Source organism: Paenibacillus cymbidii (assembly GCF_004764705.1).
Classification (GTDB): domain Bacteria; phylum Bacillota; class Bacilli; order Paenibacillales; family NBRC-103111; genus Paenibacillus_AN; species Paenibacillus_AN cymbidii.
Genome location: NZ_SHLX01000024.1, coordinates 17,250 through 41,960 on the forward strand (window position 1 = coordinate 17,250; position 24,711 = coordinate 41,960).

The following is a 24,711-nucleotide window of genomic DNA, read 5'->3' on the forward strand; positions in this document are numbered from 1 at the left end:
ATTCAAGTATTGGCGGCCGCCAATTTTCTGAATTGCGTCGGGGTGATGCCGGTGCGTCTGGCGAACAAGGCGCCGAAATGCCGTTCTGACGCATACCCGACTTCCTCGGCGATTTGCCGGATCGACATGTCGCCGGTGAGCAAGATTTGCTTGGCCGCTTCGATGCGCAGATCCAGCAGCTTCTGCTTGAAGGAGACGCCATAATATTTGCGCATGACGCGGTTCGTCTGTTTGGCGCTCATATGAAGCCGGTCGGCAAGCTCTTCAAGCGTCAGGTTTCGGCGGTATTCGTCCAAATACATCTCGATGACGCGGGTACGAAGATCGTCCTGGATTTTGGCGGACAACGCATAGCTTTCGGCTGCAGGACGGATGGTGCGGGCGATGAGGACGATCAACTGCATGAACAGGCTCCGGATTTGCGTGTAATACCCGAGCAGCGGCGAGGCGAATTGCGCTTTGATCTGCTCGGTCAGCAGCAAGAGCGGTTCGGGATCGTCAAACAGAAGATATCCGATTCGTTCCAGCGCTTCCTTGATTTGAAGCGCTTCCGACGGCGGTAGGGAACAATCGTCCCGGCTGTTCGTTTCGGCAAATGCGAATTGAAGATAGAACCGCGTAAGCGGGTCGGCATTCTCGGCAGTGAACGCGTGATAAACATGCGGACCGATCAAATGGACGGACGGCGAACGGATCGCGATTTCCCGTCCGTCGGCGAACATCGTGCCGGAACCGCCGACAAAAAAATGGAGCTCGTACGCCACGTGATTATGCTGACTCGGACCGGAAACGACCCGGTGGGGATAGAAGCTGCCGTCCAGCAACAGATCGAACAGCAGCGTACCGATCCGCAGCTTGATCGTCATCGTTTCGAAGGACGGGTGATCGACGGGAGATGCATCGCCCGGCACCGGAATCGCCTCCTGGCTTGGTTCAAAGGTAGGATGTTACTTGTATGGTACCACAAACCATGGGGAGGCACACACGATGAAGTTTGCAGTTGCGAAAGATTTGATTACGCCCGACAAGGCGATGCCGCTTGGCGGCTACAGCAGTTATCACGGCAACACGTTCCGGGGCATTCATGACGATCTGTTCGTCAAGGCGCTTCTGCTCGACGACGGCAAGGTGCGGCTGCTATTTGTAGCGGTCGATCTTGTGTTCTACGATTACCGGTTGACACTGATCGTCCGGCAGTATGCCAAGGAACGCTGCGGCATTGCGGAAGATGCGCTATTCCTGACATATACGCATACCCACAGCGGTCCGGCCACGCCCGGCTATGGCGATCCCGAATACGACGGCACCGCCTATGAGCAATTTCTGCTGGATCGCATCCGCAGCTGTATCGATCGGGCGATGCTGAATCCAAGCGTCGGCACTATCGCTTCCGGGTTTATCGAAGGCGACTGGAACATCAACCGCCGGAAGAAGGAAAATGGCATCGTCCAGCTTGCGCCGAATCCGGACGGCGCCAAGGACGATCGGCTGCATGTGCTGAAACTGTGCGACGAGGAAGGGCGCATTCGCTGCATCGTGATCAATTATGCCTGCCATCCCGTGACGGTGCGCGACACGCCGCTCGTATCCGGCGACTTCCCCGGCCGCATCTGCCAACTGCTCGAGGCGGCCTGCTACGGCGCAACGGTGCTGTTCTTTCAAGGAGCCGGCGGCAATTTGCGCCCGAAAGCGACGGCGCGCGGCAGCCGGTTCGCAACGCTGACGCATGCCGAAATCGACGAAATGGCGACGGCGATCGTCGAACGGATCAAAACAGCGCTGTGGAGCGAAAAGACGCTGCGGCGGTTTGAGCCGAGTCTGGCGGCGGTGCAGTTTGAAATTCCGCTGGCGCTGGAGCCGTTGCCGAAGGAAACGCTGGCTGCCGCGGCGGACGACGAGCAGCTGTTTATCGGGACGCGCCGGCTTGCGCGGCGATTGTTCGAGCAATACGAGCAATTGCCGGACGAAAAGCTGCTGCCCGGCGGCGTAGCCCGGTTGGGCGAAGCGGTGTATGTCGCCTATATGGGTGGGGAGCCTTGCTGCGAGGTGAAACGCAATCTGGAGCCGCTGTTTGCGGGCAAGCAGCTTTTGTTTTTCGGGTATGCCGACGCCACCGCCTACATCCCCGACGACCAATTGAACGAGGAAGGCGGCTATGAGGCGTCGGGCTCGACGCTGGAGTATGGGTTGAAGGGACCGTTCAAGTCGGGGATCGACCGCAGCATGGAAACGGCGTTCCGGAACGCGTTGTCGGCGGCGCACATGAAAGCGGATGCCGGTTCGAGTCGGGGTGGAGGCGAGGGGAATGGGACCTTGTAGGCAACGGCCCGAGGAACAGAAAGCGCTGTTCCGCAACTGCCTTGACGTGCTGGATACGCCCGACGGCTGGCTGGCCGTCAGATTCACCCCCGCGCAGCTGGATGCTTATGCCGCCATGGGGGACGCGATCGGGCTGCGCAGCCGCTGCGTTTCCGGCGTCAAACTCGCCATGCGCACGGACGCGCGCCGGATCCGACTTCGTTATACGATCAAGGAACAAGCGCGCAGTTGGGCAAATTTCGACGTCTTCGTGAACGGTCGGTTCGTCGATTCGGTTGCAGCCGTCGCCTCGGCGGATCGGGACGGTGAATTCGTGTACGACATTTGCAATACGTCTTACGTCGATTCACTGCAGCGGTTGAATCGCATCGACATTTATTTGCCGCATTTGGCAACGCTGTGCGTGCGAGAGATCGGCGTCGAAGGCGGCGACAGGCTGGAGCCGGCCGAGCCCGCGTCAGGCCGATTGTTGTGCATGGGCGATTCGATTACCCAGGGAATGGAGGCGATTCGTCCTTCCTGCTCCTTTCCGGTTATGTTATCCCGCATGCTGGGCTGTGAGGTCGTCAATCAGGGCGTCGGCAGCTGCCGCTTCGACAAGCGGCAGCTTGACCCTGCCTGCACCTACAAGCCGGATACGGTCATCGTCGGCTACGGCGCAAACGATTGGGAACTGAGCGCGAGCCTTTCCGAATGCGAGCGCAAATGCAGCGGCTTCATCGACGCCCTATCGGTTCAATATGCAAACGCGCGCCGCATCGTGCTGACCCCGATCTGGCGCGCCGACATCGACGATGTACAGCCAATGGGCACGTTCGGCGACCTGGTGCGCACGATTCGTTCCGCCTGCGGGAGGCAACCGGACATCACCGTACTCGACGGACTGGAGCTCGTTCCGCACCAGCTCGCCTTTTACCGCGACAGGGGCGTTCATCCGAACGACGAAGGGTTCGCTCATATGGCGATGAACATTTTGTCCCGCCTATAAAGAAAGTTGCGGCTGACCGCCCGCATGGCGGAAGGAAATCGGGCCGCAGGCAGCCAATATGTGAGGAGGGCTCCCGCTGCACCCGCCGGAAGAAGACGGCAATCTCAATCCGTATTTGACGAATTGTTCATTCGACGAATCAAGGAGGGGTTACCTTGTCCATGCGCTGGCCGAAAGTGAAAGCCATGCCGTACAAGCGAAAGCTGATGCTGTTCTCGATCGTCATCAGCATCACGCCGGTCATCATCGTCGGTTTCGTTTCCTCCCGCATTGCGGCGCGCAGCATCCAGGATCAGGTCAACTTGAACCATCGGCTGCTGCTGCGGCAAATCGAGTACAAGCTGAACCAGATGATCGAAAACCTCAATATCCACTCCATCTCCATCGCCACCAGCAGCCTTGTGGAACGTTCCGTCGAGAACGGCCCGCCCGAACGAACCGACGTCAACGAATCGATGGAGCTGGTCGAGTCGCTGCGCAAGCAGGTCAATTATTTTCCGAACCGTTACGAAGTGTCGATCATCTACAAAAAATATGATTATGTCTATTCGACCGCCCACGCCTCCACCTCCTTGGCCGATTCGCTGTTTCAACCGATCTTGCAGCGTACCCGCACCGACCGCAATTCGCCGTTTCTTGTGACGCCAAACGAGATGAACAACCAGGAACTGATGTTTTTCCGCCCGGTCCCGATCAAGTCGTTTTACACGAACGGCATTGTCGTCCTGCGCGTGCCGGTCGACGAACTGATCGCCATGATCGACGAAAGCATGATCGGCGCCGATTTCGGCAGCCGTATCGTAATTGTGGACGGGGAGGGAAAAGTATTCGCCAGCGGAAGCGGGGAGGAGATCGGCGCCAAGCTCACCGCATCCACCGACCTGTATCGCTTCTGGCAAAATCCGGGCAGCTCAAACTCGTCCCGCCTGGGCGGCGTGGAATACAAGCTGTCGGGATTGAAGTTCGCCAACCGCGACTGGACGATTATCGCCATGACGCCCGAAAGCGTGCTGTACGGCAAGTCGGACCGGATCGGGCAAATCACGTGGACGATTGTCGCCTTGCTGGCGGCATTCTGGACGATTGTGGCGCTGGGCGGTTCGCGCTTCCTGTATGCGCCGGTCGACCGGATGCTGCGGGTGCTGCTCCCCGAATACAAGGCGCGCAAAGACCGCCGCGACGGCCTGATCGTGCTGGAAATGCTGCTGCACGACATGCGGCGCGAGTACGAGCTGCTGCGGACGAAAGCCAGGGAGTGGGAAGCGCCTCCGGAGGAGGGGGAACCGCAAGCGTCGGACGGCGGACCGGGCTGTGTGGAGGAAGGGGCGGCGGCGCGGAGCGCGAAGCTCGAGCTGGCCATTCGCCACATCCTGCAATGTGTGCACGGCGAATACGATGCCGATCTTCAAGCGATTTCGCGGCAATACGACATTTCCGTCCCGCGGCTAAGCCGCCTGTTCAAGGAAAAGACGGGCGAGCATTTTTCCGACTATCTCATCCGCGAACGGATGATCAAGGCGCAGGAATGGCTGGCGCACAGCAACCTGCTGATCAAGGACATCGCCGCTCAGCTGCATTATTCGACCGTGCAAAGCTTCAACCGCACGTTCAAGCAGTATACCGGCATTCCGCCGGGAGAGTATAGGCGTCTGCTGCCGGACGAGCTCGCGCGCGGCCGGGAGCGGAACGAGGCGCAATCGGACGCCGAATAGGAGGCTGCCAAGATTCCGATCCGCAATGCCTGGCGGCGGCAGGTGCTGACCCATGCGCGAACCCCGAAGCCGGAAAGCTTCGGGGTTCGCTTTTTTTGCGGAGATTAGCTTCGGTTGCGGCGAGGCAACAGGCGGACATTGCCGTTCAGCGCCGGGCGGGAGTAGGATGTTCGTAACCCGCGAGGGCAACGAAAGAGAGGAGGGGGTCAAGTTGGCAGCTGCAGAGCCGAAACAGCGGACGGTTCGCGATTGGGAATCGTTTCGCGAGTCATGGGATGGCGTCCATAACTTTTTGCTTGCAGGCGAATGTTTGCCGTTCGCGTACGAGATGCCGCCCGTCGAGCGTATCGTCGACGTGCTGCGCCGCGACGAAGAGGCGCATATCGTGAGCGGCGCCCGGGGGGATCGGCTCGATCAAACGGACGTGGCGGCCTGGTTTCGGTCATTGCCGATCGAGGAAGCGGTACGTGCGCCGTTCGCGCTGGCCCATTACAAACTGGCGAAACATTTCGGTACCGGCGGACTGCTCGAAGGATTCGGCGAATTGGTGCTGGAGCCGTGGCAGCAGGCGCTGCGGGCAGCTGGTTTCGCCTGGACGCGCTGTTACCCGATCGTGTTCATCAGCGGGCCGAACCGGGCCACGAATTATCATCTGGATTATTCGCATGTGTTGGCCTGGCAAGTTTACGGCACCAAACGATTCGTCGGGTTGAAAGACCCGGACCGCTGGTCGCCGCTGGCGACCCGCATCCATAGCCGAGGCGTCCAGAGGCCGGAGCAGCTTGCCGAAGAAGACGAACTGGCATATGACATGCCGCCCGGTACCGCCTTGTGGAACGCGTTTCTGACGCCCCATTGGGTGGAAGCGACGGACCGCATCGCCGTAAGCGTCAATCTTTCGCACGGCGGTTTGCGTTATCAAGGCAAGCTGTGCCGCCACGAAGAAGAAGTCGAGGACTGGCAGCGGCAGCACCCTCATGAGCCGAAGCTGCTTTTTTAACCCGCGGGATTCGGTCATGAGCATTTGTTTCGTCATTCGAAAACAGGGGGAGTCGAAATGGGGGCCAACAGGAAAGGCCGGTTGATCGGATGTTCGTTGCTCGTCGTTTTATTATGTATCCTGCTCGCCGCATGCACGGGCAAAACAAATGACGCGCCATCGACAAGCGCGAACGGCTCGGCGCAGCCCGCCGATTCGTCGCCGAAGAAGCCGGCGGCCAAAATTCATATTTTGACCTCGCATGTGGACGCAACTTACGCCAAACAGGCGAAGCCTGCCGACGATCCTTACATCAAGGAGCTGTCCAGGCTGTCCGGCTACGATCTGACGTTCGAATTTCTCGGCCATGCCGACGATTACGTGCAGCAGCTGACGGTTCGCTTCGCGTCTAACGATTTGCCCGATTTGATCCGCACGGACGGCGTCGATTCGACGATCCATCCGGGGGCGGTCGACCAGGGGGTATTCAAGGAACTGGGGCCGCTGATCGACAAGTTCGGGCCGAACATCAAGAAGCGGGTGCCGGAATCGGCCTGGAAAGACCCGCTCGTCAGTAAAAACGGCAAAATTTACGGCATCCCGGCCATGCCCGTAGCGCCGGCTACCCGGACGGTATACATTCGCCAGGATTGGCTGGACGCCCTCGGGATGAAGCAGCCGGTTACGCTCGAAGATTACCTCGCCTTCTTCGAAGCCGTCAAAAACCGCGACATGAACGGCAACGGCGTCAAGGACGAATACGGTTTTTATGGCCGCGAGAATTTGCGTTACAGCGATATCTTCTTCCAGGACTTCGGCGTTCACCCGCAAGTGTGGCATATGCAGAACGGCAAAATGATCCCGGACATGATCCGTCCCGAAATGAAAGACGCTATCGCCTTCTACAAAATGCTGTATGACAAAGGGTACATGAATCCGAACGTATTCACCAACAAAATCGCGGATTGGCAAGCCGGCATCTTCAAAGGTCTCGGCGGCCTGTGGGCGCATGAAGCGACGGATTTGCCGACCGTGTGGGCAAAGAGCAATTTCGTCAACCAGCCGAACCTGAAAATAGTCCCGATCGCGCCGCCCAAAGGGCCGAAGGGGCAAGGGATGAACCCGGAACGCTCCAACGTCGCTTTCGTATGGGTCATTCCGGAGAAAAACAAGCAGCCCGAAGACATCGTCAAGTTTCTGGACTGGGCGTATTCGGATGCGGCGAATGAGTTTTTCGCTTTCGGCATCGAAGGCAAAAACTATACGAAAACGAACGGAACCGTCAAATGGGATTTGAACGCGCCGGAAAACGCTACGCTGGTCGTTTCGGACTTCTACCAGCTGTCGCTCAACGTTCGCGGCGACGGACGGATGGTGCCGGATGTCGTCAAACTGATGCCGGACGCGGAGCTGCTGACAAAAGGCTTCCAGATCGCCGCAGACGCGGTGATAAAGCACGACGATCTTTATATGCCTCCGCTTCGCGCGTTCGACACGCATCCCGAGCTTGTGCCGGGCATTAACGCGGGCGGCCTGTTCCTCGACATGTTCGCCAAAGTCGTCACCGGCAAAGAGGAGCTGAACGCGGCGTTTGACGCCTTTACGGCGGAATGGAAAAAACGCGGCGGCGACGCGGCTATCGAAGAAGCGACGGCCTGGTACAACAAGTTCAACAAAAAATAACGAGGCGGCCCCTTCGCCCCTAACCGCGCCGTGCAGGCGGTATTCGGGGCGGAGGACGGCCCGGGAGAGGGTCGCATGCTGAAAAAATGGGCGTCCAACGATGCGGCGGTATTGTTGCTGATGATGCTCCCCGGAATATTTCACTTCATTGTTTTCCGTTACGTGCCGCTTGCCGGCAATTTTATCGCGTTCCAGGACTACAATTTGTTCAAAGGGTTTCGCCATAGCGACTGGGTAGGCTTCAAGCATTTCGCCGAAATGTTCCGTTACGAAGAGTTTGCCATGGTGCTGCGCAATACGCTGCTGCTGAGCGGCCTTTCCATCGTGTTCGGCTTTCCGGCCCCGCTCGTGCTGGCGCTGCTGCTGAACGAAGTGGCGCATATCCGGCTCAAGCGCCCGCTGCAGACGCTGCTGTATTTGCCGCATTTTTTGTCATGGGTCATCGTCGGCGGTATCTTCATCAATCTGCTGGCCACGGACGGCATCGTCAATACAATGCTCGGCTGGATCGGGCTGCCGTCAAAAGATTACTTGACGGAGCCGGGGTATTTTCGCGCCATTCTTGTGCTGATCGGCATCTGGAAGGAAGCGGGCTGGGGAACGATCATTTATTTGGCTGCGCTCGCCGGCATCAATCCGCAGCTGTACGAAGCCGCCGTCGTCGACGGAGCCGGCCGGTGGAGGCGGATGCTGTCCATTACGCTGCCGTCGCTGCTGCCGGCGATCGTCGTGCTCTTCCTGCTGCGCATCGGCAGCTTGCTGGAATCGAATGTGGAGCAGGTGCTCATTTTTATCAACCCGCTCGTCCGCGATGTCGGGGAAGTGTTCGATACGTACGTGTACCGCGTCGGGCTGCAAAAGGCGCAGTTCAGCTATACGACGGCAATCGGATTGTTTCAGTCGTTAATCGGGCTGCTGCTGGTCGTCGGCATGAATACGGTCAGCAAACGAGCGACAGGAGAAAGCATTTATTGACGAACCGACAGGAGGCGCCATGGAGTTCAATCGATCCTCCCGCATGTTTCAATGGGCGAATGGCTTGCTGCTTGGGGTCGTTGCCTTCACGATGATAGCGCCGCTGCTGCATCTTGCCGCCGTTTCGCTCAGCGCGCCGGTATATGCGGGCGCCAAGCTCGTCTATTTATGGCCGCGCGGCTTTAATGTGAACGTCTATCGGTCCATCTTCCGCATGGAGCAGCTGTGGCGAGCGCTGGAAGTGACAGCCCTCGTCACCGTACTCGGCACCGCGCTGCATCTCGCGCTTACCTCGACGATGGCCTACGGGCTTTCGCGGCCGAAAGCGCCGGCGAAGAAGCTGATCATGCGGTTCATCCTGGTCACCTTTATTTTTACGCTGCCGCTCATTCCGAATTACTTGTGGATTCGTACGCTGGGCATGGAAAATACACTGCTTGCGCTGTTCGTCCCCGGCGCCGCAAGCGCGTTCGGCGTCATCATCATGAAGACATTTTTTCAGCAAATGTCGTCCGAGCTGTTCGATGCCGGCAAAATTGACGGCTGCAGCGAGTTCGGCCTCTACGCCAGACTTGCGCTTCCGCTGTCCAAGGCGGTGATCGCCACGTTGGCGCTTTTCCAGGCGGTCGGCTTGTGGAACGCCTATTTCGCCGCGTTGATCTATATCCGCAACAAGGAGCTCTACCCGCTGCAAGTGCTGCTGCGCAGTCTGATCGTGCAGGAAGACAACCGGATCGGCGGCGCCGCCGCGATCCGCGAAATGGTGACGCCGGAAATGATGAAGGCGGGCGTCGTTATTTTCGCTACGCTGCCGATTCTGTGCGTGTATCCGTTCTTGCAGAAGCATTTCGTCAAAGGCGCGATGCTCGGGTCGCTGAAGGACTAGCCGGCCGGATCGACCCTCCGCGCAGCACAAAAACCCGGTCCGCACAGGCGGCCGGGCTTTGTGTCGTGTTTTCCGGGACTTGCGTTTCGCCAGGTTACTGGGGCAGGACCGGATTTCCTTTTGCGCGGTGGCGGCGATTCCAAGGCGTGCCCAGATAAGTGAGCGCCCAGCGGTCAAGTCCGTACCAGCCGGCTACTTTCCAGCCAAGCACAAGCCAGGTGGCCAGAATGAACAGCAGCGGGTTCGTGCTCAGCGTGCCGGCAAACAGGAAGCTCGCGTTCATGAATGCGCCGAAAAACGCCGCGATGCCGGTCAACAAACCGAGAATGAGCCCAAGTCCGACGCACAATTCGCCGAAGGCGACAACATACGAAAACACTTTGACATGCGGGAGCACCATGTGCTCCAAATAGTCCGCGTACCACCCCGTTACGTCTTTGCCGCTTTCCGCTTTGCTCATCGCGCCTTTGACGAAGCCCGTCAGCGCCGTACCCGCATCGCTTCCCACCCATTTTTCGTTCGTCACTTTGCCCCAGCCGGCTTTCACCCATGCATAACCCAGGTAGAGGCGAATCACCAGCCAAATCAGACCCGATCTCGTGTTGTTGAACAAAAAATTGGATACGGGGTTTTCGGGGACGATAATGTTTTTGCCGTGCAGTTCCTCTTTGATCGTCATGCGATTCATCTCCTCGGCTGGTTGGATTTGTCTTTATCATATGTCATTTCAGCATCGAATGATGTGATATTTTTCACACCGAACGGCCGAATCGGAAACAAATCTGTCATGGGAACGAGGATGCGGCGTATTGTCCGCATGCGCGGCTTCCTGTATACTAAGAGCGTTGGAAATTGCCGTAACAGGAGGCTGTCATGAGGGAGTTCATCATTTTATTGCACGTCGTCGGCTCGATCGGCATGGGGTTGTATCTGTTGCTGCCGTTTCTGGTCATGAGGCTCGGCACGTTGGCCAAGCCGCTGCAGGAAGGTTATGTCGCAATGATTTTGGCGGCGAACCGGATCGGGCAATATTTGCTCGTGGTGCAATTGTTGACCGGAGGATACCTGATTTCCAAAGCGGGCGTATCCAGCAGCTGGATCATTACGGTTATTGTCTTGTTCGTCGCCGCCGGCGCCGTTACCGGCATTATCGCCAAACCGCTGAAGAAGCTGAAGCAGGACGGGGAAGACAGCAACGCCTCCGTAACGCTGGCCAAAATCAATACGCTGGCTACGCTTGTAAGCGTCATCTTTTTGCTGATCGTCATTTTGATGGTGTACCGCGATCTGATTTAACCTGTCGCGTCCGAAAAAAAAGCCGTATTGGCGTCCTGAAGACGCCAATACGGCTTTTTTGCTTGGCAACAAAATTTGCGATTTAGGGTCATTTATGATAAAATTTCAATATATTCGAACAGAAAGGAGGTTAATCTTGATGTTATCTCCTGTTATCTCGACGAATCGATGGATATCGGCGGTTTTAATCTCGATCTTCATGCTTTTTTCGACTCCGACCCCGGTTATGCAGACGGAGACGAACACGAATGAAACGCTCCGTTTCTCCATCTCCCAAGGCATCGAATTTCATGGCAAGCTGATCCGCAAGACTTCGCCTGGCGCCATGCTGCTTGCCGCGTTGGGTGCCGCATTCGTGCGCCGATTCCGCATGATCGTCTGCTCGTATCTCCGCTTGACCGTCGTTGTCCGCTCCGCGTTTCGCCCGATCGTCGCCCGCTTGTTATCCAGCCTTCAACTTGCCCCCAGCCGTTTGACATCGATTTACCCGTGACCCTTCCTGCTCGTCCTTGTTTCTCTTTGGCGTTGTCCGCTTGCCGTCAAGCCGATTGGTTCGGACTGTCCGGTTTCTTTGTGTTGTCGCCGGGCTTCGGCTGCCGCAAGCAAACGATATTTCAACAAAGGAGCGGAGGAACGTCGCCCCATTTCATAGCCGTTAAACGCTTCCTCCGTCCTTCATTCGGGAGGATGATTGCCTATGCATATTCGTGAATCGATTTTGCCGGCTATCGGCAAAAAATTTCAATTCAAAACCCGGGAAGGAGACTTGTTCGTACTGATTGTACATGATGACGGCCGGCGCGAATGGTATCAATTCGACCGCGACCGTCCGGACGAAGTCGTGTCGACGCTCACGCTGGACGATGACGAAGCCCGTCTGGTGGCGGGCATTCTCGGGGGGATGGTTTACAAGCCAAAAGCGCTGGAAACGATCGAAATCGCGTTGGACGAACTCGTGATCGAATGGTATCGTGTGGACCCTTCTTCGCGGTGCGTCGGCCGAACGATCGGCGAGCTGCATTTCCGCCGCCATTCCGGCGCGACGATCATTGCCATCGTCGAGCGCAATCATTCGAAACAGATCAATCCCGGCCCCGACTATCCGATCCGTGCGGGCGCGACACTTGTCGTCGCAGGAGAAAGGCGGCAGCATAAAACGTTCCGGGATTTGCTGGCGAACGGATGTGATGGCCAATGAACCATTTCGTATTTGAGGTCGGGCTGGCGATTGCACTCATCGCTGCAGCCGGCTTGCTGTCGGCGAAGCTGCGTATTTCCGTTATTCCATTCTACATTTTGATCGGCATGGCCGTCGGACCGCATGCTATCGAATGGTGGCATTTCGATTTTCGCTTTATTTCCAGCGCGCCACTGATCGAGTTTATGGGCCGGATCGGGGTGTTGTTCCTGCTCTTTTATCTGGGGCTGGAATTTTCCGTCGGGCGGCTGATCCAATCCGGACGATCGATCGCGCTGGGCGGAACGGTGTATATCGCCATCAACTTAACGCTCGGTCTGCTGTTTGCTTTCGCCATGGGTCTGCCTTTAAAGGAAATATTGATCGTAGCGGGCATCACGACGATTTCGTCAAGCGCGATAGCGGCCAAGGTAATCGTCGATTTAAAGCGCACGGCCAACCCGGAGACGGAAATGATTCTGGGCATCATCATGTTCGAGGATGTGTTCCTTGCTATCTATATTTCGATCGTGTCCGGGCTTGTGCTGAGCGGATCGGCCACACTCGGCGGTGTGCTGCTGTCGGCGGGGATAGCGCTCGTCTTCATGCTGCTCGTGCTCGCCGTCGGGCGCAAATGCGTGCCGCTGTTGAACCGGCTGCTGTCGATTCGTTCAAACGAACTATTCCTGCTTGTTATCTTCGCCGGATTGTTCCTGGTGGCGGGTTTTTCCGAAACGATTCATGTCGCCGAAGCGATCGGCGCTCTGCTCGTCGGTCTTGTACTGGCGGAAACGACCCATGCCAAGCGGATTGAACATCTCATTTTGCCATTTCGCGATTTTTTCGGGGCGATCTTCTTCTTCGGCTTCGGGCTGTCGATCGATCCGATGTCGCTCGGCGGCGCCGTGTGGATGTCGCTCGGGGCGGCAGCGCTGACGCTGGCTGGCAATTTGGCTGCCGGCTGGTGGGCCGGCCGGATCGCCGGCTTGTCGCCGAAGTCGTCGGTTACGATCGGGCTGACAATCATGGCGCGCGGCGAATTTTCGATCATTTTGGCCAATTTGGCCAAAGCCGGCGGGTTGCTTGCGTTGGTGCAGCCGTTCGCCGCACTGTATGTGCTTATTCTGGCGGTGCTTGGGCCGCTGCTGTCGAAGGAATCGAAGCGGATTTACGCCGGACTGGAGAAGCTGTTTGGGCTGTTCGGCAGACGGGGGGGGCGCGAGCGGGCGACCGCTCCGGATTGATAAACAATACCATTACGGTTTCGGGAGGGAAGGCCCATGAAACGGAGATGGAGAAATGGACCCGCGCCCGGATGGGTGCGGACGGTTGTCGGAGCGGGAGGCGGAGGAGCGGACATCGGATTCATGCTGACCGGCGGCTTGTTTGCAGCGGCAGCCCTGGAGTTGTTTCTTGTGCCCAATGGCCTGTTCGTCGGAGGTTGGACGGGTGTTGCGTTACTATTGTTTTACGGCATCGAAGTGAAGCCGTGGCTGCTGCTGCTAGTATTGCTAGCGTCTCTGCTGGCCCTGCGGTCGATTCGCCACCGCCGCGGGAGGAGCGAACCGCCTCGCAGCAGCGCCGGCCTGCTGGCGTTTGCTCTCGGCGCGATGCTGCTGCATCCGGTGCCGGGCGTAACGGAGGAATTGTTGCCGGCGGCAGTTTTCGGCGGCTTGCTGCTTGGTATCGGCGTTCGCCTCGCAACGGGAAGCGGCGGGTTGCTCGATCCGGGCGACGTCGCCGACGCGTTCGGACGCCCCGGCACGCAAACGACGTGGACCGTGCTGCTTGTCGGCAACGCGGCGCTGCTTGTTGTTGCGGCGTTCGCGTTCGCGGGCGAGCCGAAGCTTGCGGTGCATTCGCTGGTCGCCTGGGTGGCGGCGTTGGCGGTCGTTGCCCGCGTGTTCGGGGAGCCGCGGCTGGTGCTCACGATGAGCGTCAACAGCCGTGTGAGCGCGGCCGTTGCGGCGGCGCTGCGGGCGGAAGAGCGATCCGTTGTCGAGGAGCGGCCCACTGGCGGCAAAGGCAGGAACGAAGGTCCCGCGGCGCAACCGGAGGCGATCCGGCTCAGCGCGTCTCGGCTGGAGGAAACGACGCTGCGGGACCGTATCCGCGCCATCGATCCTGAAGCGGACATCCGCGTCATCGCTGATTGGCCGAATGGGGAAGCGAAATCGCCGCGGCTGACGGAGAGCCGCAGACCGGAGTAACGTTGGCGCCGGAACTATGGTCGGCGGCAGAACGGGCCAGGTCAGTCTTCCGACAATTCGTCGAGCGTCTTCTCCACGCTTGGCGCCAGATGCTCGAGGAAGTAGTCGACCTCGGGGAGGGCGAGTGCGGCGATTTTCGTTTCGAGCTGCTTCTTCGCCACCGCAAACTCGCGGTTGCCCGTGGACAGTTCGGTTGTGCATTTCAGATAGGCGTCCAGCAGATCGGCGGCTTTGACGAGCTTGTTCAACTCGCTATTGCCGCCGGATTTGCCCGCGATCAGCGGGGCGTACAAGTCGCGCAGCGGCTCCGGCACCATGCCGGTCAACCGGTCTGAGGCAAGCTTCTCGATTTCGCGGAAGCTGGCGACGATGCCGGGATTGTGATGCTTGACCGGCGTCGGAATGTCGCCGGTGATCGTTTCGCTGGCGTCGTGGAACAGCGCCAGCGAAACGGCCGCGCCGGTATCGACGCCGCGGCCGTATATTTCGTTGGCGATCGAGCAGAGCATGTGCGTGAGCAGCGCCACATGGTACGAATGCTCGGCGACATTCTCTTCGACGACGTTGCGCATCAGGCTCCAGCGTTTGATGTAGCGCAGCCGGTACATGTAAGCGAAAAAGTGGCTTTGGTGATCCATTGCTGGCGGCTCCTTATCGTTAAAATCTTGTTTGGCGGCCATGTGATCGAAAATAGGCCATAAAAAATGGCTTATTCGCCTCATTTTCCTCTTTTCATCGCGGCCGGCCATTTACCCCCAATAGCCCCTAAAACATGGCCTATTTTCGGACGATCTCTTTTGCCGATCCGCCAAAAGCAGTCCGACTACAGAGAACACGCCGCTCGGGTGGACGGCGTAGCGAGATTTTCCTATAATTATAGGGATAGCTTGCAGCGTTGACGACTGCCTTATTGTAACATGGAACGGTTAGGGTGTGTTTGGAAACTCCGAAGACAGCAGGTTTTCAGGCACGCCCAAATGAGAGGAGACACCGGGAATGCGCGATTTTGGAGAAAGTGTATACAAGCTGATTGTGGAAACGTCGACGAATTTGCCGGCGGACGTGCGCCGGGCCATTCAGCAGGCGCAGCTGAAGGAAGACGAAGGAACGAGAGCGGCGCTGTCGCTGTCGACGATTGCGAACAATATTGAGCTCGCGGAATGCAACGTATCGCCGATTTGCCAGGATACGGGCATGCCGACGTTCATCATACACACGCCGATCGGCGCCAACCAGATCGCGATGAAACGCGACGTGCTCGAAGCCGTTCGCCGCGCGACGAAGGACGGCAAGCTGCGCACGAACTCGGTCGATTCGCTGACGGGCGCGAACAGCGGCGACAACCTCGGGCCGGGCACGCCGGTCGTGCATTTCGAGCAGTGGGAGAAGGACGATATCGACGTCCGCCTCATCCTGAAGGGCGGCGGCTGCGAGAACAAAAACATCCAATACAGCCTGCCGGCCGAGTTGGAAGGCGTCGGCAAGGCGGGCCGCGACCTGGACGGCATTCGCAAATGCATCATGCACGCCATCTACCAGGCGCAAGGCCAAGGCTGCAGCGCCGGCTTCATCGGCGTCGGCATCGGCGGCGACCGCACGACCGGCTACGAGTTGGCGAAGCACCAGCTGTTCCGCAAGGTCGACGACGTCAATCCGCACGAAGAGCTGCGCAAGCTGGAAGAATACGTACTCGCGAACGCCAACTCGCTTGGCATCGGCACGATGGGCTTCGGCGGCAACGTGACGCTGCTCGGCTGCAAGGTGGGCGTCATGAACCGGCTGCCGGCCAGCTTCTTCGTCTCCGTCGCCTACAACTGCTGGGCGTTCCGGCGGCAGGGCGTGCTGCTGAACGCGGAGACGGGCGCGATCAAGGATTGGCTGTACGAGGACGGTAAAGAGGTGCCGATGCAGCCCAAGGACGGCGCAGCGGAAGCCGCCGCCCAAGCCGGTCAGGAGCGCCGCGAAGTGCACCTGACGACGCCGATCAGCGAAGAGGAGATCCGCAGCCTTCGCGTCGGCGACGTTGTCGTCATCGACGGCATGATTCATACGGGCCGCGACGCGCTGCACAAATATTTGATGGACCACGACAGCCCGGTCGATCTGCAAGGTTCGGTCATTTACCACTGCGGACCGGTAATGCTCAAGGACGAACAGGGCCAGTGGCACGTCAAGGCGGCCGGCCCGACGACGAGCATCCGCGAGGAGCCGTATCAGGGCGACATCATCAAGAAATTCGGCATTCGAGCCGTGATCGGCAAAGGCGGTATGGGCGCCAAAACGCTGAAAGCGTTGCAGGAGCACGGCGGCGTCTACTTGAACGCGATCGGCGGCGCGGCGCAATATTACGCCCAGTGCCTGGAGAAGGTGGAAGGCGTCGATCTGATGGAATTCGGCATTCCGGAAGCGATGTGGCACCTCAAATGCAAAGGCTTCGCCGCGATCGTAACGATGGACGCGCACGGCAATAGCCTGCATGCCGACGTCGAGCAGCATTCGCTGGCGAAACTGGCCGCCTTCAAAGAACCGGTATTCAAGTGAACGGCCCGCTGGCGCGCCTGGGCCTCGGATTCAATACGTATTTCGAGAAGTATATGTTTCTGGTCGTGCCGGTAGCGCTGCTGCTCGGGTTCGCCTGGTCCGGGCCGTTCGGCAGCCTGACCGGCTGGGTGCCCTGGCTGTTCGGCTACCTGACCTTCGTCATGGCGCTCGGCTGCAGCCCGCGGCAAGTCGCCGACGCGCTGCGCATGCCGGGTACGATTCTGCTCACGCTCGCCATCGTCCATATCGTGGCGCCGCCGGCCGCATACGGGCTCGGGGCGCTGCTGTTCGGCCACGATTCGCCGTTCGTGATCGGCTTCGTGCTGTTTGCGGTCATCCCGCTCGGCGTGTCGTCGGTCATTTGGGTGGGCGTCGCAGGCGGCAACGTGCCTCTTGCGCTGTCGCTGATCGTGCTCGATTCGGCGCTCAGCCCGTTTGTTGTGCCGGCGGAGATCGCTTTCTTTTTCGGCAAAGGCATCAGCTTCGACCACTGGAAAATGATGAGCGACCTGCTGCTGATCGTCGTTGTGCCGACGATCGTCGGCGTAGCGGTCAATGCGCTGACCGGCGGCAAGGTCAAAACGAGCTGGGGCCCGGTAGCGCTGCCGCTGTCCAAAATCAGCTTCTTCCTCGTCGTGCTGATCAACGCGGCCGCCATTGCGCCGCAGATCGGCGCGATCAAATCGGATGTGCCGGTGCTGCTGCCGGCCGTGCTGGTTCTTGTCGCGTTCTGCTACGCCATCGGGTACGCCGGTTCGGCCGGCTTGCGCAACGACAGCCTGACGGCCACGCTGCTGTACGCTTCCGGCATGCGCAACATTTCGCTCGGCGTCGTCATCGGGCTCGCTTATTTCGAGCCCAGGGCGGCGGTGCCCGTCGTGCTGGCGATCCTGGTGCAGCAGCCGATGGCGACGCTTATGTACACGCTCGTCAAATGGTCGCAGAAACGGTTTGGCTCGCGGGCGCAGTCCGCGGGATAACCCTGAAGCACGCCTCCCGAATCCCTAAAGGCGAATCGGAGGCGTGTTTCTTTAACAGAATCAGAAAGTATAAACTCCGGAGCGGCACTTCCTGATTCAGCATGAAAAGTTACCGCTAAAGCCGGGCCAACTTCTTCGAAATGCATCGATAGAAGCTTTTCTTACAAAATATTTACAATCCCCCGCCGCCGCCGTACTGGCAAACGGCTGCCGTCCCATGTACGATAGAGGGAAACGAGATCAAGGCTGGTCGTTCGCCTGACGGCGAACTGCTCGCCTATGCATCCAAGGAACGGAGTGCATCCCGCTTGAACCAATTCCGCACGCGGCTCATCGTCATCTTCGTCTTGCTCACCGGCTTGTCCGTGCTTGCCGCCGGCATCTTTACCGCCAAACTGCTCGAAAAATCGTACATCGACTCGCTCAAGGACAGCATGCAGCGGGAAATCCGGCTGATTGCGGCGGGCCTCGACACGCGGCGCAGCGGCAACCAAGCCGAGCTTGTCGGTTACTACAACGAAGAAGCGAAGCAGCTGCGGGACAGCGCCGGCGCGCGCGTCACGTTCATCGGCGCGGACGGAACCGTGCTCGGCGACTCGGACCACGATCCGGCGACGATGGACAACCACAAAGGCCGCAACGAAATCGTCGACGCGACCGGACGTACGGCCGGCTTCTCCATTCGCAAGAGCGACACGCTGCATACGGACATGCTTTATGTCGCCGTCGCCATGCCGAATGCGCAGAACGGGCAACTGGGCTTCATCCGGCTGGCCATGGGACTCGAAAACGTCGATTCGCTCGTGCGGGCGCAGTGGCTGTTTTTGCTGGTCGGGCTGCTCATTCTGTTCGTTGTCGTCGTTGGCGTCAGCTACCGCGTGGCGTACGGCCTGACCCGGCCGCTGGAAAAAATCATGCGTGTCGCCAACCAGATTACGCACATGAACTATCGCTCGCGCGTGCCCGTCACCAGCAAGGACGAGATCGGCAAGCTCGGCCATGCGATCAATACGATGGCGGACAGCCTGCAGGCGCAGGTCGACCGCATCTCGGAGAACGAAAGCCAGCTCAAGAACGTGCTCGAAAACTTGCTGAGCGGCATCATCATGATCGACAAAAACGAACGCATCGTGCTGCTGAACCGGGCGGCGGAAGATTTTATCGGCTTCGGCGCGGACGAAGTGATCGGCAAAAAATTCGACGAAGCGAAGCAGCCGTTCGAATTCGTGCAACTGATCGGCGAATGCCTCGACACGCGTGAGCACATTCGTGACGAAATGCTGTTCTATTACCCGGAGGAGCGCATCCTCGAAATCAATGTGACGCCGATTATGGGCGCGGACGACGAATGGGCCGGCGTGCTGATCGTGCTGCACAACATTACGGCGATGCGCCGCCTCGAACGCATGCGCAGCGAGTTCGTCGCCAATGTGTCGCACGAGCTGAAGACGCCGATCGCTTCGGTCAAAGGCTTCGCCGAAACGCTGCTGGCCGGCGCGCTGGACGACAAGGAAACGGCCAAATCGTTTTTGAAAATTATTTTCGACGAAAGCGAGCGGCTGAACCGGTTGATCGGCGACATCCTCGAGCTGTCCAAAATCGAATCGAAGCGCATCCCGCTGCAATTTTCGCCGGTGGAAATGAAGGGCTTCGTGGAGCAGACGCTGCACGTCATGAGAAGCGAAGCGGCCAAAAAACGGATCGAGCTCGAAATGTCCGTGCCGGCCGACATGTACATTGAAGCCGACGAAGACCGGCTGCGGCAAATCGTGATCAATTTGTTGTCCAACGGCATTGCGTATACGCCCGAAGGAGGCAAAGTAAAAGTAACCGTCGAACCGCTTGCAACCGGCGTCGAACCGGAGTACGAACGGATTCGGCTGACGATCGCCGACACGGGAATCGGCATCCCGCGCAAGGATTTGCCGCGCATCTTCGAACGGTTCTACCGCGTGGACAAAGCGCGTTCGCGCAGCTCCGGCGGAACGGGGCTCGGCCTTTCGATCGTCAAGCATCTGGTCGATCTGCACAAAGGAACGATTGCGGTAGAGAGCGAAGTCGGGCTCGGCACGCGCTTCACGATCGAGCTGCCGGTTATCCATTAGGTAGTCCGTGTTGCGCCCGGCGTTGCAAACCCGGCCTTTCGCGGGGTACAATGAGGTACAGGATAGATCATTCGTTGGGGGATACCCATGCCGCACAAAATTTTGGTTATCGAGGACGAGCCTACGCTCGCCAGATTGCTCTCTTACAATTTATCGCAGGAAGGCTACGGCATCACCATCGTCGATCACGGCGGCGAAGGGCTGCAGACGGCGCTGCAGCAAGCGCACGATTTGATCATTCTCGACATCATGCTTCCCGGGCTGAACGGGTTTGAAATATTGGCCCGGCTGCGGCAGAAGGGGGTAAGAACCCCGGTCATCATTTTGACGGCGCGCAACGCGGAGGAAGAAGTGGTGCAAGGGCTCAAGTACGGGGCGGACGACTACATCACGAAGCCGTTCGGAGTCGCCGAGCTTCTCGCCCGCGTGTCGGCCGTGCTGCGGCGCACGCAAGCGGATGCGCCGTTCGCCGAGCAGGAGCAAACCGGCGAGAAAGTGATTACCGCCGGAGAGCTGCGCATTTACCCGGAGAAGTATGAAGTGCTGCTGCACGGCGAGTCGATCCCGCTGCGGCCGAAGGAGTTCGAGGTGCTGCTGTATTTGGTGCAGCGTCCGGGCGTCGTCGTGACGCGAGACGATTTGATGAACGTCGTGTGGGGCTTCGATTATATCGGCGGACAGCGCACGGTTGACGTGCACGTCAGTTCGCTGCGCAAGAAGCTGGAGATGAACCAGGAATCGGTGCAGATCGATTCCATCCGCGGCGTCGGCTACAAGCTGGTGGCGCAATCGGTCAGGAAGTGACAACCCGCGAAGCGGCGCGCAAGCTCCTTCGGATTATCCGGCGGGAGCTAATTTTTTTCTTCCCAAACGTCAAGATTTGTGTTACGTTTTAAACAATTGGTGACACGGAATCGTTTGTCGCGTGGAGGAGGCTGTCGCTTTGCATCATTTATGGAAGGAACGACGTTCCTGGTCCGGGTATTTCCTTGTTGTCATCTTACTTCATATCGTCGGAGTGATCGGACTGCTGTCCGTTGCGAACGGCAACGCCGCCTTCTGGAGCATGGGGGTGCTCGCGTATACGCTGGGGCTGCGCCATGCGTTCGACGCCGATCATATCGCGGCGATCGACAACACGGTGCGCAAGCTTGTCCAGCAGAAGCGCAGCCCTTACGGGGTCGGCTTTTACTTTTCGCTGGGCCATTCGTCCGTCGTGTTCCTCATGGTGCTGTCCATTGCGCTGTCCATCCGGTGGATGCAGAACAACATGCCGGAAATGCAGGAAATCGGCGGCATCGTCGGCATGACGGTGTCCGGCGCTTTTCTGGTGCTGATCGGCATCGTCAATCTGGTCATCCTGGTCCAGCTGCTGCGCATGTTTCGCAATTGGCGGAGCGGGCGCTACCGCGAGGAGGAGCTCGAGCGCGTGCTGGACTCGCGCGGCTTGTTGTCGCGGCTGATCGCGCCGCTGCTGAAGTTTGTCGGCCGCAGCTGGCATGTGTATCCGCTCGGCTTCCTGTTCGGGCTCGGCTTCGATACGGCGACGGAAATCGGCCTGCTGGCGATTTCGGCGACCGCCGCGGGCAGCCATGTGTCGGTGTTCGGCATCGTTTCACTGCCGATTCTGTTCGCCGCCGGCATGAGCCTGATGGATACGGCCGACGGGGTATTCATGACGACGGCGTATCGCTGGGCGTTCGCCACGCCGCTGCGCAAGCTGTACTACAACGTGACGGTAACCGCGGTGTCGGTTGCGGCGGCGCTCCTGATCGGCGGCGTGGAGCTCGTGCAGATCGCGTCGGAGAAGTTTGCCTGGCATTCGCCGGTATTCGACTGGTTCGGACGGCTTGATTTTGAGTATTTGGGTTATGTGCTGGCCGGTTTGTTTGTGGTCGCCTGGGTCGTTTCCGTTTCATTCTGGAAAATGGCCAAGGTGGAAAAACGTTATTCCGCATAGGAGGCAAAACAATGACGGCTATTATGCGCTGGGGTGTGCTCGGCACCGGAAAAATCATCGCTCGCGGCGGCCGCGCGATTCATGAAGCGGAGGGCTGCGTCTGGCTGGGCGTAGCCGGCCGGAATCGCGAGAACAGCGAAGCGGCGGCGCGTACATACGGCGTGGAGCGGTCGTACGACACGTATCGGGAGCTGCTGGACGATCCGGATATCGATGCGGTATACATAGCGCTGCTCACGCATTTGCACGGCGAATGGGCGGTTGCCGCGCTGGAGGCGGGTAAACATGTGCTGCTGGAGAAGCCGGCCGGCTTGAACGCGGCTGAAGTGGAGCGCATCGCGGCAACGGCGCGCGCCCGCGGCTTGCTGTTTCGCGAGGCGTTCGTGTGGCGCCACCAGGAGGCGTATTCGTTTGCGCAGGAAACGATTCGCGAAGGAGCGATCGGCGAGCTTGGCCACATTGCCGCCAACTTCACGTTTGCCGCCGATCCGGCGAATACCCGGCTGGTGAAGGAATGGGGCGGCGGCGCGCTGTACGACGTCGGCTGCTATCCGGTGGCGTGGTCGCGTTATTTTATGGAAGCGGAGCCGCATGCCGTCGACGCCAGCTTCGAGTGGGGAGCGACCGGTGTCGATACGAGGTTCGTCGGCACGCTGCATTTTCCCGGCGGCCGCACGGCGCAGGTAGGCGCCGCGCTCGATCTGGCCGGAGGCTCGGCGATCGCGCTTGTCGGCACGAAGGGCCGTTTGACGTTCGGCTATCGCGTCGACAATGAAACGTTGACCATCACGATAAGCTGGCCCGGCGGCTCGCGCGATTTTGCAACCGACCGGGTGACGCCGTTTCGCCGCCAGGTCGACTCGTTCGTGTTGGCGCTGCGCAGCGGCGAAGCTTCCGCGCAAGGGACGCACGATGCGGTGCTGCAGGCGCGGGTGCTGGACGCCTTATTCGCGTCGAGCGACCTGCAGCGGCGCGTGACGGTCGGCTAGTTTACAGCCGCGCCGGCTTGTGCTCCAGCGTCGTCAGGAACGACGCAATTACTTGCGCCAGCTCTTCCGGCGCTTCCATCAAACTCATATGGCCGGCGCCCAATATGGTGTGCCGGCGTATTTGTTCGCCGCTCGCCGAGAAGGTGCGCTCCGGCGGAATAATGCCGTCGGCAACGCCTGCGACGAGCAGCACCGGCTTGCGCGAGCCGCTCAGCACGTGATTGCGGTCGATGCGGTCTTTCATCGCCTGCAGCGTGGCGATCGCGCCATTCGCGGAAGTGCCGTAGCCGATGTCGATGGCGTCCTGCACGTCGTCCGACATCGATTCCAGATGCGGCGGCGCGAACAGCTTCGGCACGAGCCCTTCCACGAACGGGCCGATGCCTTGCTCGCGAATCGTTGCCATGCTTTTGTCGCGGCCGGCTTTGCCTTTTTCGTCGTCGGGATACGCCGTCGAATGGATCAGGCCGAACGCGGCGAGCTGCTCGGGATACCGCTCGGCCAGCGCCAGCGTCACATAACCGCCCAGCGAGTGGCCCAGCACGACCGCCGGTTCCGTCAGCAGGCCGCCGAGCAGGCTGGCGATATCGTCCGCCATCGCTTCCGTGCTGTACGGCCCTTCCGGCGCTTCCGAATCGCCGTGTCCGCGCAGATCGGGCACAACGATGCGCCGCTCGTCGCCGAGCATCGGCACCACTTCGTCCCAGTACGCCGCGCTGCCGCAAAACCCGTGCAGCAGCACAAGCGCCGGCCGCCCCGGCGCCGCCAGACCGTATTCGCGATAGGCGATCGTAGGCCCCCCGCTTGTCGTCCATTGTTTTTTTTCCATCTCTCATCGCTCCCATTCATTCCTTCGTTCGTCATTCCTATACCGTTACCCGTTTCAACCTTGTCCCAATCGTTGCGCCGCCGATTACCTTGTCAGCGCGTACCGCTTTTTGCGGAACTCGCTCGGCGAACAATCGTTGTAGCGTTTGAACGTTTTGTAGAAGTGGGCCATATTCGGCAGCCCCACCGCTTCGCCGACCTCGACGATGCTGATGTCGCTCGTCATCAGCAGCCGTTCGGCGCGTTTGATTTTTTTATAATTGACATATTCGAGGAACGTCAGCCCGATCACTTTTTTGAAATATTTGACGAAATAATGGTAGCTGACGTTCGCGACGCGGCTCGCTTCCTCGACTTGCAGCTTCTGGGTCAAATTTTGTTCGATGTAGTCGAGCACCGGCCGCATCCGCAGCAGCTCCGCATTGTCGCGGAAGCTGAGCAGCTTGCGCGTGTCGCCGCGCAGCAGGGTGAGAATGATTTTTTTGATTTGCAGGCTGACCGCAATTTCGTAGCCGTCTTCCTTGCGCTGCGTCTCCGCGAGAATATCCTCCACGCAGGCGAGAATCGTCCGGCGTGCGGCTTCATTTTCGAACACAATGTAGTTCAGGCCGCTCAGCGGAAAGTCCGATTCGGCAAAAAAGCGGAAATACGGCAGCGCGCTCTGGTCGATCCAATCGTGAAGGTCGAATTGGAACACAATATATTGCATCCGGTCGCCGGCGTGCATCCGGTCGCGGTGCAGCTGGGAGGAGCCGATCAGCACAACGTCGCCCTGGTGAAGCGTATACAGTTCGTCGTCGACATAAACGTCGAGCGAACCGTCGAGAATGGCAAGTATTTCGATTTCCTTGTGGTAGTGCCAACGCCCGACGCCCATGCTGGTGCGGGTCGCTTCGAACACCTTGATGTTGAGGAACGGGCTTTCGAACTGGATTTTTTCGTTGTAAATTTCCACGATAATCCTCCGCATGACAAAATCGCATATAACGAAGCCGAGATCGGCAATATCTTTTTGGCGGTAAAATCTCTATACTAGGGAATAGTATGTCCAGCGTAACACAGTTAGCGTTTTGATAAAAGGAG

General features: G+C 59.0%; 23 protein-coding genes. 18 read left to right on the forward strand and 5 right to left on the reverse strand.

Annotated features, from left to right (window positions below):
• Positions 1-2: 2 nt before the first annotated feature.
• The gene (locus tag EXY20_RS26985) at positions 3-911 is read right to left on the reverse strand and encodes a helix-turn-helix transcriptional regulator (RefSeq protein WP_135555243.1); all 909 of its coding nucleotides are present in this window, start codon (positions 909-911) and stop codon (positions 3-5) included.
• A gap of 76 nt (positions 912-987) precedes the next feature.
• Here EXY20_RS26985 and EXY20_RS26990 point away from each other — a divergent pair, with 76 nt between their 5' ends.
• The 7 genes from EXY20_RS26990 (at position 988) to EXY20_RS27020 (ending at position 9,542) form a co-directional block, all read left to right on the forward strand.
• On the forward strand, positions 988-2,319 hold the full coding sequence (locus tag EXY20_RS26990) for a neutral/alkaline non-lysosomal ceramidase N-terminal domain-containing protein (protein WP_135555244.1): 1,332 nt from the start codon (positions 988-990) through the stop codon (positions 2,317-2,319).
• Positions 2,306-3,307, forward strand: coding sequence for an SGNH/GDSL hydrolase family protein (locus tag EXY20_RS26995; protein WP_167859551.1), 1,002 nt, complete (start codon positions 2,306-2,308; stop codon positions 3,305-3,307). The genes EXY20_RS26990 and EXY20_RS26995 overlap by 14 nt, the downstream gene beginning before the upstream one ends.
• Positions 3,308-3,468: 161 nt before the next feature.
• Positions 3,469-5,019, forward strand: a complete 1,551-nt coding sequence (locus tag EXY20_RS27000) for an AraC family transcriptional regulator (protein WP_235886218.1) — start codon at positions 3,469-3,471, stop codon at positions 5,017-5,019.
• Positions 5,020-5,230: 211 nt separating this feature from the next.
• Positions 5,231-6,019, forward strand: coding sequence for a hypothetical protein (locus EXY20_RS27005; protein WP_135555247.1), 789 nt, complete (start codon positions 5,231-5,233; stop codon positions 6,017-6,019).
• A gap of 57 nt (positions 6,020-6,076) precedes the next feature.
• On the forward strand, positions 6,077-7,681 hold the full coding sequence (locus EXY20_RS27010; RefSeq protein ID WP_135555248.1) for an extracellular solute-binding protein: 1,605 nt from the start codon (positions 6,077-6,079) through the stop codon (positions 7,679-7,681).
• 75 nt (positions 7,682-7,756) lie between these two features.
• Positions 7,757-8,656, forward strand: a complete 900-nt coding sequence (locus tag EXY20_RS27015; protein ID WP_135555249.1) for an ABC transporter permease — start codon at positions 7,757-7,759, stop codon at positions 8,654-8,656.
• A 19-nt stretch (positions 8,657-8,675) separates the two neighbouring features.
• The gene (locus EXY20_RS27020; protein WP_135555250.1) at positions 8,676-9,542 is read left to right on the forward strand and encodes a carbohydrate ABC transporter permease; all 867 of its coding nucleotides are present in this window, start codon (positions 8,676-8,678) and stop codon (positions 9,540-9,542) included.
• Between the two features lie 94 nt (positions 9,543-9,636).
• Here EXY20_RS27020 and EXY20_RS27025 read toward each other — a convergent pair whose 3' ends face one another.
• Positions 9,637-10,221 (reverse strand): DoxX family membrane protein, encoded by a 585-nt coding sequence (locus tag EXY20_RS27025; protein WP_135555251.1) that lies wholly within the window; start codon positions 10,219-10,221, stop codon positions 9,637-9,639.
• 194 nt (positions 10,222-10,415) lie between these two features.
• On the opposite strand from EXY20_RS27025, the gene EXY20_RS27030 reads away from it, so the two are divergent.
• The 5 genes from EXY20_RS27030 to EXY20_RS27050 all read left to right on the forward strand — a co-directional run bounded on the left by EXY20_RS27030 (position 10,416) and on the right by EXY20_RS27050 (position 14,225).
• Positions 10,416-10,838 carry a hypothetical protein gene (locus EXY20_RS27030; protein ID WP_135555252.1) on the forward strand — a complete coding sequence of 141 codons (423 nt, stop codon included), beginning with the start codon at positions 10,416-10,418 and terminating at the stop codon, positions 10,836-10,838.
• A gap of 139 nt (positions 10,839-10,977) precedes the next feature.
• Positions 10,978-11,331: a hypothetical protein gene (locus EXY20_RS27035; RefSeq protein WP_135555253.1), complete on the forward strand. Its 354-nt coding sequence runs from the start codon at positions 10,978-10,980 to the stop codon at positions 11,329-11,331.
• Positions 11,332-11,535: 204 nt separating this feature from the next.
• The gene (locus tag EXY20_RS27040) at positions 11,536-12,036 is read left to right on the forward strand and encodes a cation:proton antiporter regulatory subunit (RefSeq protein WP_135555254.1); all 501 of its coding nucleotides are present in this window, start codon (positions 11,536-11,538) and stop codon (positions 12,034-12,036) included.
• Positions 12,033-13,259: a cation:proton antiporter gene (locus EXY20_RS27045; protein ID WP_135555255.1), complete on the forward strand. Its 1,227-nt coding sequence runs from the start codon at positions 12,033-12,035 to the stop codon at positions 13,257-13,259. Before EXY20_RS27040 ends, EXY20_RS27045 begins: the two co-directional genes overlap by 4 nt.
• Positions 13,260-13,295: 36 nt before the next feature.
• A complete protein-coding gene (locus tag EXY20_RS27050; protein WP_135555256.1) occupies positions 13,296-14,225 on the forward strand; it encodes a YitT family protein in 930 nt (309 codons plus the stop codon).
• A gap of 41 nt (positions 14,226-14,266) precedes the next feature.
• Here the strand turns inward: EXY20_RS27050 and yfbR are convergent, their stop codons facing one another.
• On the reverse strand, positions 14,267-14,863 hold the full coding sequence (gene yfbR / locus EXY20_RS27055) for a 5'-deoxynucleotidase (RefSeq protein WP_135555257.1): 597 nt from the start codon (positions 14,861-14,863) through the stop codon (positions 14,267-14,269).
• Positions 14,864-15,221: 358 nt separating this feature from the next.
• Here yfbR and EXY20_RS27060 point away from each other — a divergent pair, with 358 nt between their 5' ends.
• From EXY20_RS27060 to EXY20_RS27085, 6 genes are all read left to right on the forward strand, one after another.
• Positions 15,222-16,766 (forward strand): fumarate hydratase, encoded by a 1,545-nt coding sequence (locus tag EXY20_RS27060; protein ID WP_135555258.1) that lies wholly within the window; start codon positions 15,222-15,224, stop codon positions 16,764-16,766.
• Positions 16,763-17,746 (forward strand): bile acid:sodium symporter family protein, encoded by a 984-nt coding sequence (locus EXY20_RS27065; protein ID WP_235886215.1) that lies wholly within the window; start codon positions 16,763-16,765, stop codon positions 17,744-17,746. The genes EXY20_RS27060 and EXY20_RS27065 overlap by 4 nt, the downstream gene beginning before the upstream one ends.
• A 308-nt stretch (positions 17,747-18,054) precedes the next feature.
• The gene (pnpS, locus tag EXY20_RS27070) at positions 18,055-19,851 is read left to right on the forward strand and encodes a two-component system histidine kinase PnpS (protein WP_135555259.1); all 1,797 of its coding nucleotides are present in this window, start codon (positions 18,055-18,057) and stop codon (positions 19,849-19,851) included.
• Between the two features lie 87 nt (positions 19,852-19,938).
• The gene (locus EXY20_RS27075) at positions 19,939-20,655 is read left to right on the forward strand and encodes a response regulator transcription factor (RefSeq protein WP_135555260.1); all 717 of its coding nucleotides are present in this window, start codon (positions 19,939-19,941) and stop codon (positions 20,653-20,655) included.
• A 139-nt stretch (positions 20,656-20,794) separates the two neighbouring features.
• Positions 20,795-21,811, forward strand: a complete 1,017-nt coding sequence (locus EXY20_RS27080; RefSeq protein ID WP_135555261.1) for a HoxN/HupN/NixA family nickel/cobalt transporter — start codon at positions 20,795-20,797, stop codon at positions 21,809-21,811.
• A gap of 11 nt (positions 21,812-21,822) precedes the next feature.
• Positions 21,823-22,800, forward strand: a complete 978-nt coding sequence (locus tag EXY20_RS27085; protein ID WP_135555262.1) for a Gfo/Idh/MocA family protein — start codon at positions 21,823-21,825, stop codon at positions 22,798-22,800.
• Position 22,801: 1 nt separating this feature from the next.
• Here the strand turns inward: EXY20_RS27085 and EXY20_RS27090 are convergent, their stop codons facing one another.
• Both EXY20_RS27090 and EXY20_RS27095 read right to left on the reverse strand, forming a co-directional pair.
• Positions 22,802-23,629 (reverse strand): alpha/beta fold hydrolase, encoded by an 828-nt coding sequence (locus EXY20_RS27090; protein WP_135555263.1) that lies wholly within the window; start codon positions 23,627-23,629, stop codon positions 22,802-22,804.
• 84 nt (positions 23,630-23,713) lie between these two features.
• Positions 23,714-24,583 carry a helix-turn-helix domain-containing protein gene (locus tag EXY20_RS27095; RefSeq protein ID WP_135555264.1) on the reverse strand — a complete coding sequence of 290 codons (870 nt, stop codon included), beginning with the start codon at positions 24,581-24,583 and terminating at the stop codon, positions 23,714-23,716.
• Positions 24,584-24,711: the final 128 nt, after the last annotated feature.

Excerpts from the sequence above, each read along its gene's own strand:
- EXY20_RS26990 (WP_135555244.1), top strand. The coding sequence starts at position 988 with ATGAAGTTTGCAGTTGCGAAAGATTTGATTACGCCCGACAAGGCGATG.
- EXY20_RS26995 (WP_167859551.1), top strand. The coding sequence starts at position 2,306 with ATGGGACCTTGTAGGCAACGGCCCGAGGAACAGAAAGCGCTGTTCCGC.
- EXY20_RS27000 (WP_235886218.1), top strand. The coding sequence starts at position 3,469 with ATGCGCTGGCCGAAAGTGAAAGCCATGCCGTACAAGCGAAAGCTGATG.
- EXY20_RS27010 (WP_135555248.1), top strand. The coding sequence starts at position 6,077 with ATGGGGGCCAACAGGAAAGGCCGGTTGATCGGATGTTCGTTGCTCGTC.
- EXY20_RS27015 (WP_135555249.1), top strand. The coding sequence starts at position 7,757 with ATGCTGAAAAAATGGGCGTCCAACGATGCGGCGGTATTGTTGCTGATG.
- EXY20_RS27020 (WP_135555250.1), top strand. The coding sequence starts at position 8,676 with ATGGAGTTCAATCGATCCTCCCGCATGTTTCAATGGGCGAATGGCTTG.
- EXY20_RS27025 (WP_135555251.1), bottom strand. The coding sequence starts at position 10,221 with ATGACGATCAAAGAGGAACTGCACGGCAAAAACATTATCGTCCCCGAA.
- EXY20_RS27030 (WP_135555252.1), top strand. The coding sequence starts at position 10,416 with ATGAGGGAGTTCATCATTTTATTGCACGTCGTCGGCTCGATCGGCATG.
- EXY20_RS27035 (WP_135555253.1), top strand. The coding sequence starts at position 10,978 with ATGTTATCTCCTGTTATCTCGACGAATCGATGGATATCGGCGGTTTTA.
- EXY20_RS27040 (WP_135555254.1), top strand. The coding sequence starts at position 11,536 with ATGCATATTCGTGAATCGATTTTGCCGGCTATCGGCAAAAAATTTCAA.
- EXY20_RS27045 (WP_135555255.1), top strand. The coding sequence starts at position 12,033 with ATGAACCATTTCGTATTTGAGGTCGGGCTGGCGATTGCACTCATCGCT.
- EXY20_RS27050 (WP_135555256.1), top strand. The coding sequence starts at position 13,296 with ATGAAACGGAGATGGAGAAATGGACCCGCGCCCGGATGGGTGCGGACG.
- yfbR (WP_135555257.1), bottom strand. The coding sequence starts at position 14,863 with ATGGATCACCAAAGCCACTTTTTCGCTTACATGTACCGGCTGCGCTAC.
- EXY20_RS27060 (WP_135555258.1), top strand. The coding sequence starts at position 15,222 with ATGCGCGATTTTGGAGAAAGTGTATACAAGCTGATTGTGGAAACGTCG.
- EXY20_RS27075 (WP_135555260.1), top strand. The coding sequence starts at position 19,939 with ATGCCGCACAAAATTTTGGTTATCGAGGACGAGCCTACGCTCGCCAGA.
- EXY20_RS27085 (WP_135555262.1), top strand. The coding sequence starts at position 21,823 with ATGACGGCTATTATGCGCTGGGGTGTGCTCGGCACCGGAAAAATCATC.
- EXY20_RS27090 (WP_135555263.1), bottom strand. The coding sequence starts at position 23,629 with ATGGAAAAAAAACAATGGACGACAAGCGGGGGGCCTACGATCGCCTAT.